This window comes from Mycobacterium sp. NPDC004974, assembly GCF_053600815.1.
In genome coordinates this window covers 147,129-159,285 of the sequence record NZ_JBSGAQ010000003.1, presented here as the reverse complement: position 1 = coordinate 159,285, position 12,157 = coordinate 147,129, and the positions used below count along the sequence as shown (strand labels likewise).

Annotated in this window: 11 protein-coding genes; 7 read left to right on the top strand and 4 right to left on the bottom strand. The window is 68.0% G+C overall.

Features of this window, described 5'->3' with window-relative positions:
• Positions 1-5 precede the first annotated feature (5 nt).
• Positions 6-1,217, top strand: coding sequence for an NAD(P)-dependent malic enzyme (locus ACWEFV_RS08790; RefSeq protein WP_135457241.1), 1,212 nt, complete (start codon positions 6-8; stop codon positions 1,215-1,217).
• 8 nt (positions 1,218-1,225) lie between these two features.
• A complete protein-coding gene (locus ACWEFV_RS08785; protein ID WP_450069860.1) occupies positions 1,226-2,077 on the top strand; it encodes a glycine betaine ABC transporter substrate-binding protein in 852 nt (283 codons plus the stop codon).
• A 275-nt stretch (positions 2,078-2,352) separates the two neighbouring features.
• Here the strand turns inward: ACWEFV_RS08785 and ACWEFV_RS08780 are convergent, their stop codons facing one another.
• The gene (locus ACWEFV_RS08780) at positions 2,353-2,694 is read right to left on the bottom strand and encodes an ArsR/SmtB family transcription factor (protein ID WP_135457237.1); all 342 of its coding nucleotides are present in this window, start codon (positions 2,692-2,694) and stop codon (positions 2,353-2,355) included.
• Positions 2,695-2,962: 268 nt separating this feature from the next.
• Here ACWEFV_RS08780 and mgtA point away from each other — a divergent pair, with 268 nt between their 5' ends.
• From mgtA to ACWEFV_RS08760, 4 genes are read left to right on the top strand one after another with little or no spacing between them, the layout of a single operon-like run.
• The gene (gene mgtA / locus ACWEFV_RS08775) at positions 2,963-5,599 is read left to right on the top strand and encodes a magnesium-translocating P-type ATPase (RefSeq protein ID WP_450069859.1); all 2,637 of its coding nucleotides are present in this window, start codon (positions 2,963-2,965) and stop codon (positions 5,597-5,599) included.
• 30 nt (positions 5,600-5,629) lie between these two features.
• Positions 5,630-6,346, top strand: coding sequence for an MgtC/SapB family protein (locus ACWEFV_RS08770; protein ID WP_450069858.1), 717 nt, complete (start codon positions 5,630-5,632; stop codon positions 6,344-6,346).
• Positions 6,347-6,352: 6 nt separating this feature from the next.
• Complete coding sequence (locus ACWEFV_RS08765) at positions 6,353-8,095, top strand: ABC transporter permease (RefSeq protein ID WP_450069857.1); 1,743 nt, start codon at positions 6,353-6,355, stop codon at positions 8,093-8,095.
• A gap of 23 nt (positions 8,096-8,118) precedes the next feature.
• Positions 8,119-9,471, top strand: a complete 1,353-nt coding sequence (locus ACWEFV_RS08760) for an ABC transporter ATP-binding protein (protein ID WP_450069856.1) — start codon at positions 8,119-8,121, stop codon at positions 9,469-9,471.
• On the opposite strand, the gene ACWEFV_RS08755 is transcribed toward ACWEFV_RS08760, so the two are convergent.
• From ACWEFV_RS08755 to ACWEFV_RS08745, 3 genes are read right to left on the bottom strand one after another with little or no spacing between them, the layout of a single operon-like run.
• Positions 9,410-10,234 carry an SDR family NAD(P)-dependent oxidoreductase gene (locus ACWEFV_RS08755; protein WP_135457227.1) on the bottom strand — a complete coding sequence of 275 codons (825 nt, stop codon included), beginning with the start codon at positions 10,232-10,234 and terminating at the stop codon, positions 9,410-9,412. The genes ACWEFV_RS08760 and ACWEFV_RS08755 overlap by 62 nt on opposite strands.
• A 36-nt stretch (positions 10,235-10,270) precedes the next feature.
• Positions 10,271-11,041, bottom strand: coding sequence for a class I SAM-dependent methyltransferase (locus ACWEFV_RS08750; protein ID WP_450069855.1), 771 nt, complete (start codon positions 11,039-11,041; stop codon positions 10,271-10,273).
• 16 nt (positions 11,042-11,057) lie between these two features.
• Positions 11,058-11,318, bottom strand: coding sequence for a helix-turn-helix domain-containing protein (locus ACWEFV_RS08745; protein ID WP_135457225.1), 261 nt, complete (start codon positions 11,316-11,318; stop codon positions 11,058-11,060).
• A gap of 69 nt (positions 11,319-11,387) precedes the next feature.
• Here ACWEFV_RS08745 and map point away from each other — a divergent pair, with 69 nt between their 5' ends.
• Positions 11,388-12,149: a type I methionyl aminopeptidase gene (gene map / locus ACWEFV_RS08740; protein ID WP_450069854.1), complete on the top strand. Its 762-nt coding sequence runs from the start codon at positions 11,388-11,390 to the stop codon at positions 12,147-12,149.
• Positions 12,150-12,157 lie beyond the last annotated feature (8 nt).

Here is a 12,157-nt window from a genome sequence, read left to right as displayed (position 1 = left end):
GCGCCGTGTCGGAAAGTACAGTCGCCTCCTCGTCCGAGCGCTCGTCAGCGGAGCGCACCCCGCAAGTTGTCATCGAAGACGCCGAGATCTTCGATCATCACGAAGGCGGAAAGCTCTCGGTCGAGTTGAAGGAGCCGCTGGATACCCAGCGTGCGCTGTCGATCGCCTACACCCCTGGCGTCGCCCAGGTGAGCCGGGCGATCGCCACTGATCACACCCTTGCCGCCAAGTACACATGGGCCAACCGCCTGGTCGCGGTGGTCAGCGACGGTACCGCGGTGTTGGGCCTCGGCGACATCGGCCCCGCGGCGTCGCTGCCGGTCATGGAGGGTAAGAGCGCGCTGTTCAAGTCCTTCGGCGGGCTGAACTCGATCCCGATCGTGCTCGCTACCAAGGATCCCGACGAGATCGTCGAAACCCTGATCCGGCTGCGTCCGACGTTCGGCGCGGTGAACCTGGAGGACATCTCGGCCCCGCGGTGCTTCGAGATCGAGCGCCGGGTCATCGAGGCGCTGGACTGCCCGGTCATGCACGACGACCAGCACGGCACGGCGATCGTGGTGCTGGCCGCGCTGCTGGGCGCCACCAAGGTGCTCGAGCGGGACATCCATGCATTGCGTGTGGTCATCTCGGGTGCCGGTGCGGCGGGTGTCGCCTGCGCAAACATCTTGCTGAACAAGGGCATCGCCGACGTCGTCGTGCTCGATTCGCAGGGCATCGTGCACTCCGGCCGGGACAACCTCAATGCCTTCAAGGCGGAGCTGGCCGGGCGCACCAACCCGCGCAAGCTCACCGGCGGTGTGGCCGAGGCGCTCGAGGGCGCCGACGTCTTCCTCGGGGTGTCGGCCGGCGTCGTGCCCGAGGAGCTCATCGCGACGATGGCGCCCAACGGCATCGTCTTCGCACTGTCCAACCCGGATCCCGAGATCCACCCGGACGCCGCCCGCAAATACGCGGCGGTCGTGGCGACCGGGCGCAGCGACTTCCCGAACCAGATCAACAACGTGCTGGCCTTCCCCGGGGTGTTCCGCGGTGCGCTCGATGCCGGCGCCCGCCGCATCACGGAGAAGATGAAGGTGGCGGCTGCCGAGGCGATCTTCTCCGTCGTCGGCGATGATCTGGCCGTCGACCACATCGTGCCCAGTGCGCTGGATCCGCGGGTCGGCCCTGCGGTTGCGGCCGCGGTCGCGGCGGCGGTTGACCCCGCAGAGTCCTGAGCTCACGAATGCGCCGCACCCTGGCGTCGGCACTACTGCTGCTGTTGGCGCTGGTGGCACCGGTGTTGGGGGGATGCGTGTCCAACTCGGCCCCGGCCGCTCTTGCGGTCGGGGCGGGTCCGGCGCCCGAGTCGGTGCTGCTCGGTCATCTCTACGCGGCGGCGCTGCGCTACTACGGCACCCCGGCGGTGGTGACCGACACCGATGGCGTCCCCGGCGTGCTGGATTCCGGATCGGTGACGGTGCAGCCGGGGTTCACCGGCAGGTTTCTGACCGAGCTCGATCCGAGCGCCACGGCACGCGCGGATGAACAGGTCTACCGGGATCTGCTGTCGGCGCTACCCGAAGGTGTCGCGGCCGGCGACTACACCATGTCGGCGCAGGACAAGCCCGCGCTGGTGGTCACCGAGGCCACGGCCACGGCGTGGGGTGGGACCGATCTGAGCGCGCTGCGCCGTAACTGTGCCAAGGCCCGGCCGGGTGCCGTGGCGTCGATGCGTGTGCCCGCGGCAGTCGGGTCGTGCACGCTGCCCGAGGCACTCGTGTTCCCTGATGACAAGAGCCTGTTCGCGGCCCTGCGGGCCGGCAAGATCAACGCGGCCTGGTCGACGACGGCCGATCCGGCCATCCCGTCGGACCTGACCGTGTTGGCTGACAAGACGTCCCTGATCCGCGGCGAGAACGTGGTGCCGCTGTATCGCCGCAACACGCTCGACGAGCGCCAGATCCTGGCTCTCAACGAGATCGCCGGTGTCCTCGACACGGGGTCACTGGCCGATATGCGCAGGCAGGTCGCCGAGGGCAAGGATCCCGGTGCGGTGGCCGATGCGTTCCTCCAGGCCAACCCGCTGGGTCACTGAGCCTTCCCGGTCAGCCGGGCAGGCGCCGGTTGATGACCAATCCGGCCACAGTGGCCGGCGCCAGGGCCATCACTCCCAGCCAGTCCAACGGTGAACACCGCGAACGAGCACACCAACAGCAGTGCGGGTACCTGCCGCCATCGTGAAATCCGTTGCGGGGCAACGCTGGAAAGCGGGTCCAGAGTCGCGAAGCGCAGCACGCGCCTGCGTTGTGACACCTGCGCCACCGCATACCAGGCGCACAGGGCCGGTACCGGTGTCTGCTGCTGTCAGGCTCAGGCGTGGCGGATGCGCAGCGGCATGTCCGGGTCGGCGTGCCCGCCGATCGCCTCTCGGATGACAGCGAGTACGCGCGGGTCTGTCGCGACGTAGACCTGGCGCTTGCCGTGCCGTTGGGCGCGCACCAGGCCGGCCAGCTTGAGCTTGCCGAGGTGGTGGCTCACGGTGGCCAGGCTCTGTCCGGTCTTGTCGGCCAGGGTGCCGACGTCCTGTTCGCCGCGGGAGAGCAGCCACAGGATGTGCAGACGTACGGGCGCGGACAGCAACCCGAAGGTGGCCGCGGTGTCTTGCAACAGCCGCGGCGGAAGCTCGTCGTCAGCTGGCGTGGGGTCGGGCACGGAACTCCTCTCGATGGCATCTGCCAGGCTGACGGATTTCTAACAGTTGTGCAAGCGTTTGACTGTTCGGATGTCTTGGGTTCTACTGGACTGCGACGCCGCACCCGCGGCGAACGGCGGCTTGGAGGTGGACCACATGGTCGAGGGAAGTAGTACCCGCCTCCGCGCACGGACGCAGCGCAACCTGTTGCAGTCCGTCTAGCCGGCCTCGGTCCGCGCGGAGCACAAACCCCACCCAAGGAGCCTCCGACGCGATAAGGACCGGATCATGACCTCACCCGGGATTCACCGCAGTGCGGGCCGTCTCGACGCGGTCGGCGACGTGATGCCGCTGCGCGAACTGGCCGAGGCGCCGGTGTTCACGGTGTTCCAGCAGATGGACGCGACGCCGCGGGGACTGACCGAAGCGCAGGCGGCTGAACGGCTGCACCGCCACGGCGAGAACCTCCCAACAGCCGCCGAGGACGGCTTCTTCGCGCGGCTCGCCGCGGCACTGCGCAGTCCGTTCGTCGCCCTGCTCAGCGGACTCGCCGCGATCTTCGTGGCCGTCGGTGACCCGCGCGGATCCATCACCGTGGCCGTAATGGTGGTCCTCGCGGTCGGGCTGCGGCTGTGGCAGCAGACGCGGACGGTACGGGCGACGCGACAGCTGCGCACCCTGGCATCGGCCACCGCGACGGTGCGCCGCCGGGCCGACGAATCCGAGGAACCGCTCGCGCGTGAAGTGCCCGTGAGCGACCTGGTGCCCGGCGACGTCGTGACGCTGCGGGCCGGCGACGTGGTGGCAGCCGATCTGCGGCTGCTGTCCTGCACCGACCTCCTCATCGACCAGTCGGTGCTCAGCGGTGAGGCGCTGCCGGTGCGCAAGAGCGCCTCGGTGGCCGACGGCGCCGCGGCCGGCACCGGGATCATCGAATCGGCCAGCCTGTGCTTCGCGGGATCGGCCGTGGTCGCGGGAAGCGGTACCGCGGTGGTGGTGGCCACCGGAAGTCAGACCTACGGCGGATCGCTCGCGCGCGATGCCGCTCGCGTGCGCACGGAGTCCAGCTTCGACATCGGGGTCCGCACCGTCGGCTGGACCCTGATCCGGTTCATGCTGGTGCTGGTCCCGATCGTGTTCGTGGTCAACGGATCAGTCTCCGGAATCTGGTCCCAGGCAGCGATGTTCGCGGTGGCGGTGGCGGTCGGCCTGACCCCGGAGATGCTGCCCGTAATCGTCACCTCCAATCTCGCACGGGGTGCCACCCGGCTGGCCCGCGACCGGGTGGTGGTGAGCCGGCTCAACGCCATCCAGGATCTGGGTGCGGTGGAGGTGTTGTGCGTCGACAAGACCGGAACCCTCACCGAGGACCGGGTGGTCTACGCCAACAGCATCGACGTCACCGGCCGGATCGATCACGGGGTTGCCGAGTTCGCCTACCTCGCATCATTTTTCGCCGATGAGTCGCACGACCGGCTGGACGCCGCGATGTGCGAGATGCTGGCCGAACACGGCATGCCGTTGCTGGCCGAGGCCGCTTTCGACAAGGTCGACGAGATCGCCTTCGACCCTGCGCGCCGCCGCTCCAGTGTGGTGGTGCAGCGCCAGCCGGATGAGCATGTACTGATCTGCAAAGGTGATCCCGACCGGGTGCTGCCGCGCTGCTCGCGGGTGTGGCTGGAGCAGGCGGATGTCGCGCTGGGCGACGACGTCCGGCTGGAGGCCGACGATCTCGTTCAGGCTTACCGCAGGCAGGGCATGCGGGTGCTGGCCGTGGCGGTCAAGCCGGGACCCGCCCGCCTGGAGCATTACCGCGAGGACGACGAAACCGACCTGATACTGGCCGGATTCGTGGGATTCGTCGATCCGGTACGGGCCAGCGCGGCGCCCGCTGTCGGCCGGCTCGCCGACTGCGGCGTCGAGGTGAAGATTCTCACCGGCGACAGCGCGATCGTCGCCCGGCAGGTCGCCGGCCAGGTCGGGGTCGACCCGGAGCGGGTGTTGGTCGGTACCCAGATCGACCGGATCGGCGACCACAGGTTACCCGCGGTGGTAACCGGAACGTCGGTGTTTGCCGAGTTGGGGCCGGGGCACAAGGTCAGGATCGTTTCCGCGCTCCGCCAAAATGGCTGTGCTGTCGGCTTTCTCGGTGACGGAGTGAACGACGTCGCGGCGTTGCGCACCGCCGACGCCGGGATCGCTGCCGACACCGCCACCGACGCGGCCAAGGACGCCGCCGACGTGATCCTGTTGGACAAGGATCTCGAAGTGGTGGCCCGCGCGGTGGTCGAGGGCCGGCGCACGCTGGCCAACACCATGAAGTACGTCAAGATCACCGCCGCGTCGAACTTCGGCAACGTGTTGTCGGTCGTCGCCGCAAGTGTTCTCCTGCCGTTCCTGCCGATGCTGCCCATCCAGTTGATGGTGCAGAACCTGCTGTACGACACCGCACAACTGGCCTTGCCGTGGGACCGGGTCGAGCGTGACTACCTGCGTGCGCCGCGACGGTGGCCGTCGGACGGCCTGGTCGGCTTCATGGTGGTCTTCGGTGTGCTGAGCTCGATGTTCGACCTGGCCACATTCGCCGCGCTGTGGTGGATCTTCGGGGCCGGCCAGAACCCGGCGATGTTCCATGCCGGTTGGTTTGTCGAAGGCCTGCTGACCCAGCTCGCGGTGGTGCTGGTGCTGCGCTCGACAATGGCGCCGTGGCGCGGCGCGCGCCCCGCCCGCATCGTGGTGGCGGCAGCCGCCGTCGTGGCGGGTGTGGGTCTGGTTCTCGGGTTCACCCCGTTGGCCGGTTTGCTCCAAATGAGTCCGTTGCCAATGACATACGCACTGTGGTTGACCGCGGTCGTGGCGGCGTACGGACTCGCCGCGCACGTGGTCAAGCGCAGGTACCTTCGCCGGCACCGTAGCTGGCTGTAATTCCTTCACGATTTCGAAAGCGAGCGCAGGATGACGACTGCGGAGATGTTGCTGCGCCTTGGGACCGGGGTGGGCCTGGGGGCACTGATCGGACTGGAGCGCCAGTACCGGGCGCGTATGGCGGGGCTGCGCACCAATGCGCTGGTGGCCGCCGGGGCCACGCTTTTCGTGGTGCTCTCGGCGCACGGCTTCGCCGGTGCCACCGCTGACCCGACACGGGTGGCCGCCCAGATTGTGTCCGGTATCGGATTTCTCGGCGGCGGGGTGATCCTGCGCGAGGGATTGACCGTGCGCGGGCTGAACACCGCGGCCACCCTCTGGTGTTCGGCGGCGGTCGGTGCGCTGGCGGGGGCCGGCATGTACGTCGAGGCGGTCGCCGGTGCCGGTGTCGTGGTCGCCGTGCACGTGATCCTGCGGCCGGTCGGGATGTTCGTGGACCGGCAGCCCGACACCGGGACCGAGACCCCGACCACCTACACGTTCCGCGCGATGGCCGCCGACAGCGCCGAGGCGCACGTGCGCACAGTTCTGGTAGATGCACTGTCCCGCACCGATTTTGCGCTGCAATCGGTGCAGAGCACGCACATGGCCGACGGCGACCGGGTCGAGGTGTGCGCGACGCTGAGGGCACCCGGGCGTGACGACAAGGGCATGGAGACGGCGGTCAGCCGGTTGTCGTTCGAGCCGTCGGTGATCAGTGTGCGGTGGCAGATCGACGAACCAGAGACCAACGAGGATCAGGACTGAGGCGATATGGCTGTGACACAAACCTTTCCGACCCGCGGCGCTCTGTCGCGACCGTCCCGCAGCGTGGCTGCCGACGTGCTGGTGTTCGTCGGCGCGGCCGCGGTGCTGTGGGTGGTCGTGCGGCTCGTGCAGAGCGCCGCAGTGCCGTGGCAGGTGACCTCCGCCCCGTCCTCGGTGTCCACCGATCTGGCGAATCTGCCGTACTACGCGGGCCGGTCGCTGTTGCGCATGTTCGCCGCGCTCGGGCTGTCGCTGGTGTTCACCTTCGTCTACGCCACCGCCGCGGCACGCTTGCGGCGGGCCGAGAAGGTGCTGATCCCACTGCTGGACATCCTGCAGTCGGTGCCGATCCTGGGCTTCTTATCGATCACCATCACCGGCTTCATCGCGTTGTTCCCGGGCTCGGAGCTCGGGCTGGAATGCGCCGCGATCTTCGCGATCTTCACGTCGCAGGCCTGGAACATGACGTTCTCGTTCTACTACTCGCTGAAATCGCAGCCGCGTGAGCTGGATGAGGCCTGTCGTCTGCTGAGACTGTCTCGGTGGCAACGGTTCTGGCGGGCGGATCTGCCCGGCGGCATGATCCCGCTGGTGTGGAACGGCATGATGAGTTTCGGCGGCGGCTGGTTCTTCCTCACCGCGGCCGAGGCGCTCAGCGTCAACAACCACGAATTCGCGTTGCCGGGTATCGGCGCGTTCGTCGCCGCCGCGAGCGACGCAGGTGAACTGAACAAGGTGCTGGTGGCGATCTCGGTGATGATCGTGATGGTGGTCGGGGTGAACGTGCTGTTCTGGCGCCCGCTCACGGCCTGGGTGGAACGGTTCCGGATGGAGGATTCCGAGGCGGCGCAGGCGCCGCGCAGTATCACCCTGGACGTGTTGCGCCGGTCGAATGTCTCGCGCCTGGTGGGACGTCCGCTCGGTTTTCTGGTCTACCCGATGGATCGGGTGATGTCGGTGTTCGGCGTCGCCGAGCGCCCACTACGGACCGCGATGGCCCGGCGCCGGTTGGGGGACTGGGTGTTCGGGGTCGTTCTGGCGGTACTCATCGGGTACGGCTGCTACCGCGCGATCGGTTTCATCTCGAGCACCGTCGGTCTCGGCGAGGTCGGCGATGCACTGCTACTCGGGCTGGCAACCTTTGCCCGGGTCGTGGTGCTGGTGGCGGTCGCGACCGCGATCTGGGTTCCGGTGGGGGTGTGGATCGGATTGAACCCCAAGGTGTCCCGGCTGGCGCAACCGGTGGTCCAGGTGCTGGCGTCGTTTCCGGCGAACTTCCTGTTCCCTCTGGTCACCGCGGTGTTGCTGTTCACCGGCATCAGCCTGAACATCGGCGGCATCCTGTTGATGGCACTCGGTGCGCAGTGGTACATCCTGTTCAATGTCATCGCGGGGGCCAGCGCGATCCCCAACGACCTGCGCGAGGCCGCCGCCAATCTCCGGCTACCGCGAATGCTCTGGTGGCGCAAGCTGATTCTTCCCGCGATCTTCCCGAGCTATGTCACGGGCGGCATCACTGCCGCGGGCGGGGCCTGGAATGCGTCGATCGTGGCCGAGGTGGTCAGCTTCAACGGCACCACGCTGACCGCAACCGGTCTGGGTGCCTACATCACCCATGCGACCGCGGCAGGCGACGGCGGCCGCATCCTCGTCGGCGTGATCGTCATGAGCATGTACGTGGTCGCGACCAACCGGCTGTTCTGGCGTCGCCTGTACACCTTGTCCGAACGCCGATTCTCCTTGTCCTGAAACGAAATCCGATGGAGGTTCCCATGACCGACAACGTACTGGTCAGCGTCGACGGCGTGAGCAAGAGTTTCACCGGGTCGGCCGGTGACTCCCTGCTGGTGCTCGACGACATCAAGCTGGACCTGCGGGCCCGCGAGGTCGTCGCACTGCTGGGCCGCTCCGGCTCCGGCAAGTCGACCCTGCTGCGCACGATCGCCGGCCTGATCGCCCCGACGAGCGGCTCCGTCCGTTATCGCGGCACCGAGCTCAACGGCGCGAATCCAGGCACCGCCATGGTGTTCCAGACGTTCGCGCTGATGCCGTGGCTGACCGTGCAGGACAATGTCGAGCTCGGCCTGGCCGCCCGCGGTGTGTCGCCGTCACGGCGGCGGGCGCAGGCCCTGGCCGCGATCGACATGATCGGCCTGGACGGGTTCGAATCGGCTTATCCGAAGGAGCTTTCCGGCGGCATGCGGCAGCGGGTCGGGTTCGCCAGGGCGCTGGTGCTGGAGCCGGATCTGCTGTTGATGGACGAGCCGTTCTCCGCGCTGGACGTGCTGACCGCCGAGAACCTGCGCACCGAGCTGATGGCGCTGTGGACCGGAGGGCAGTTCCCGACCCAGGCGATCTGCCTGGTGACCCACAACATCGAGGAGGCCGTGCTGCTCGCCGATCGGGTCATCGTGCTGGACGCCAACCCCGGCCGGATCCGCGCCGAGGTCAGCGTGGACCTGGCCCGGCCCAGAGACCGCCGCGCTCCGGCGTTCGAGGCGCTGGTCGACAAGCTCTACGAGCTGTTGACCGGTACCGAATCCGGTGCGGCGCGGCCCGAATCCACCGAGGCGACCCCGACGAGCGTCCCGCTGCCGGATGCCACCGTCGGCGGCCTGGCCGGGCTGGTCGAGATCGTCTACGCCAGAGGCGGGAAAGCCGACCTGCCCGACATCGCCACCGAACTCAACTTCGAGATCGACGACCTGCTGCCGCTCGTGGACGCCGCGGCCATGCTCGGGATGTTGCACGTGCGCCACGGGGACCTCGAATTGACGGTTACCGGAGGTGAATTCACCACCGCCGACATCCAGTCGAGCAAGCGGATCTTCGCCGAGCAAGCGCGCACGCGGGCGCCGTTGGTCCGCACCATCTGCACCGCGCTGGGTACCAGCTCCGATGGAAACCTGCGGGCCGGGTTCTTCCTGGATCTGCTCCGGCGTGGGTTCGGTCCGGACGACGCCCAGCGCCAACTCGACATCGCGATCGACTGGGGTCGCTACGGCGAGCTGTTCGACTACGACACCGACAGCGACCAGATCTCGGCAGATCCAGTGGCCGGCGTCAGCGCGGGATCATCCGACCCATCGCGGAGGCGAACAGCTTCTGGTAGCCGGAGCCGGTGATCCGCACGATGACGTCGAGGATCTTGGCGTCGGCCCCGACCAGCACGCGCGCCTTGTCCTTGCGCACGGCCTCGAGGATGATCGTGGCGGCGCGCTGGGGAGTGGTGTTGGCCAGCTGCCGATCGAAGGTTTCCGCGAGCGCCTTCTGGTCCAGTCCCTCGGCGACGGTGGCATTGCGCGCGATGGCGGTCTTGATCCCGCCCGGGTGCACACACGTCACCTTGACCGGATGCTTGGCCAGGGCCATTTCCTGACGCAGGGCCTCGGTGAAGCCGCGCACCGCGAACTTGGCCGAGTTGTAGGCGGCTTGGCCGGGAACCGAGAAGATGCCGAACAGGCTGGAGACGTTGATGACGTGCCCGTCGCCGGAGGCGATCAGGTGCGGCAGGAAGGCCTTGGTGCCGTTGACGACGCCCCAATAGTCGACGTCCATCACCCGCTCGATGTCCTTGAACTGGCTGATCTCGACGTCGCCGCTGAATGCGATGCCTGCGTTGTTGTAGATCTGGTTGACCTTGCCGAAGTGCTCCTTGACAGCGTCGGCGTAGAGCAGGAAAGCCTCGCGCTCGGTGACGTCGAGCCGGTCGGTCTTGACCTCGGCGCCGATCGCCTTGAGGCGTTCCTCGGTGACGGCCAGGCCTTCGGTGTCGACGTCGCTGATCGCCAATTTGGCGCCCGAGCGTCCCAGCTCGATGGCCAGAGCCTGTCCGATGCCTGATCCGGCGCCGGTTACGACGGCGACCTTTCCGGCGAAGCCTTCCATGCCCACTCCCTTGTGTCGTTCGACCTTTTGTCGAGATTAGCCGGTACCCGCGGTCTCGCGTTCGTCGGCTGGCTTGGTGGCGGTCACCAGGTGAGTTCCCACATAAGGGCCGCCCCACCACATCCGCCAGCCGAGATTTCGTCGCCGCACGTCTTGCCAGCCGATGGCGCGCAACCGGTCGGTGTGGCGCCGGGTGTCCCAGATATCGGCGATCGCCAATCGCCCACCGGGGCGCAACACCCGGGCGGCCTCATCGAGTGCGCGGGACCGGCCGGCGCGATCCGGGATGTTGTGAATGGCCAGGCTGCTGACGATGACGTCGACGCTGGCATCGTCGAACGGCAGCGCGGTCATGTCGCCGGTGTGTACCTCGACCCTGTCGGCGACGCCCTCGGCTGCCGCGTTGGCCAGAGTCTGCTCCGGCGAGTTGCCGGTCTGATCGGCACGCCACAGGTCGACGCCCAGGGCGCGTCCGTCCGGTAGCCGTTTGGCCGCGGCGTGCAGCACCGCGCCGCGCCCGCAGCCGAGATCGAGCAGCGTCTCATCGCCCCGCAGGGCCAGGTCGTCGAGGATGTCGCGCCACACCGCGAACTTCCCGCGCCGCGTGGCGTGCACGAACAATCCGACGGTGGTCGCCAGCAACGCGGCCAAACCCCCTGCGAGCAAGCCGGTTCGGTGTCGACCGCGAACGATGCCGATGATCGCCGTGATCAGCAGGCCGATGAACGCGCCGCCGGCAATCGCGGCCTGGTTGCGTGCCGACACCTTGTTGTAATCGCCGTCGAATCCGTAATCCGGGGAGTCCATTTCTCCCACGGTAGGGCTATGACGCCGCCGCGCGCACCGGCCGCCATACCTGCGCCAGGGCCTCCAGCGGAATTCCGAGGGCGTCGCTCAGTCCGACGACCGTGCCGAACGCGGGGGAGGGCAGCCGGCCGGTCTCGATCTTGCGCAGGGTCTCCGGGGAGATGCCGGCATGTTCGGCCACCTCGTCGAGCGAGCGGGCGCCCCGGGCGGCGCGCAGGGTCTCGCCGAGCCGTCGGCCGGCCGCGATCTGTGCGGGTGTGAGCGGGGTGCGGACCACGGCTCCACGGTAGCGCCGGTATTTATATACCGCTAGTGTTGGTATTTAAATACCGAGGAAGGTGTAGACATGATCGAGCTGAAGACCGACGCCGAGATCGAGAAGATGCGGGTCACCGGGCGGTTCGTGGCCGAGGTGCTCAGCGAGCTGAGTGGGCTCGCCGCGATCGGAGTGAACCTGCTCGACCTCGAACACCACGCCCGCGACATGGTCAAACGCCGCGGCGCCGAGTCCTGCTACTGGGACTACGACCCGTCGTTCGGCAAAGGTCCGTTCCGCAACGTCATCTGCCTGTCGGTCAACGACGCTGTGCTGCATGGCCTTCCGCATGACTACCGGCTGTGCGACGGCGATGTGCTCAGCATGGACTTCGCGGTGTCCATCGATGGTTGGGTGGCTGACTCGGCGCGCACCGTGATCGTCGGAACCCCCGCGGCCGCCGACGTGCGACTGGTCCGGGCCACCGAGGAGGCGCTGGCCGCCGGAACGGCCGAAGCACGGCCGGGTAACCGGCTCGGCGACATCTCGGCCGCCATCGGCGCCGTCGCGGCCGACTATGGCTACCCGGTCAACCTCGAATTCGGTGGGCACGGGCTGGGCCGGACCATGCATGAGGACCCGCACGTGCCCAACCGCGGCAATCCGGGCCGCGGCATGAAGTTGCGGGCGGGGATGACGCTGGCGCTCGAACCGTGGCTTGCCGCCGGCACCAACCGCATCGTCTACGACCGCGACGGGTGGACCATCCGATCGGCCGACGGCTCCCGTACCGCCCACACCGAGAACACCGTGGCGATCACCGAGTCCGGCCCGCTGGTACTGACGTGCTGACTCTTGCT